Annotated in this window: 1 protein-coding gene; it reads right to left on the bottom strand. The window is 50.4% G+C overall.

Going from position 1 to position 709, the window contains the following annotated elements; genetic code table 11:
* Window positions 1-709 (bottom strand): dihydroxy-acid dehydratase (locus R7Z77_RS25585; RefSeq protein WP_318137080.1); only part of this gene is annotated, 709 nt, incomplete at both ends.

The raw sequence follows: 709 nt of genomic DNA, 5'->3' as shown, positions 1-709 counted from the left end.
TGACGATTTGCTGGTTTCCAACCAAGTTCGTCTTGTTTTACGCGGCGCTCTGCAAGTTCCTGTTCAGAGATCTCAAGAGAGATGCTGCGACTTGGAATATCAATCGCAATCAAATCGCCATTTTGAACCAAGCCGATCGCACCGCCATTGGCCGCTTCTGGAGAAGCATGGCCGATAGACAAACCAGAGGTACCACCAGAGAAGCGGCCGTCAGTTAATAACGCACACTCTTTACCTAAACCCATCGATTTTAGATAAGTGGTTGGGTAAAGCATTTCTTGCATGCCCGGGCCACCTTTTGGACCTTCGTAGCGAATCACAACTACATCGCCCGCTTTCACTTTGCCACCAAGGATGCCGTCTACCGCATCTTCCTGGCTTTCAAACACTACTGCAGGGCCAGTAAATTTCAGGATGCTTTCGTCCACACCAGCAGTCTTCACAATACAACCATCCAGCGCGATGTTGCCTTTCAGAACGGCAAGGCCGCCATCTTGGCTAAACGCGTTTTCTTTGGTGCGGATACAGCCTTCCGCGCGGTCATTATCGAGGGTATCCCAGCGACAATCTTGCGAGAATGCTTGTGTGGTGCGGATACCCGCAGGGCCAGCACGGTAGAATGATTTCACTTCTTCTGAATCGGTCAGCATGATGTCGTATTTGGCTAGCTGTTCTTCCCAAGTCAGTCCTAGGACAGTCTTAGACTGAT

It is taken from the genome of Vibrio sp. 1401, assembly GCF_033340295.1.
This window is presented reverse-complemented; position numbering and strand designations above follow the sequence as displayed.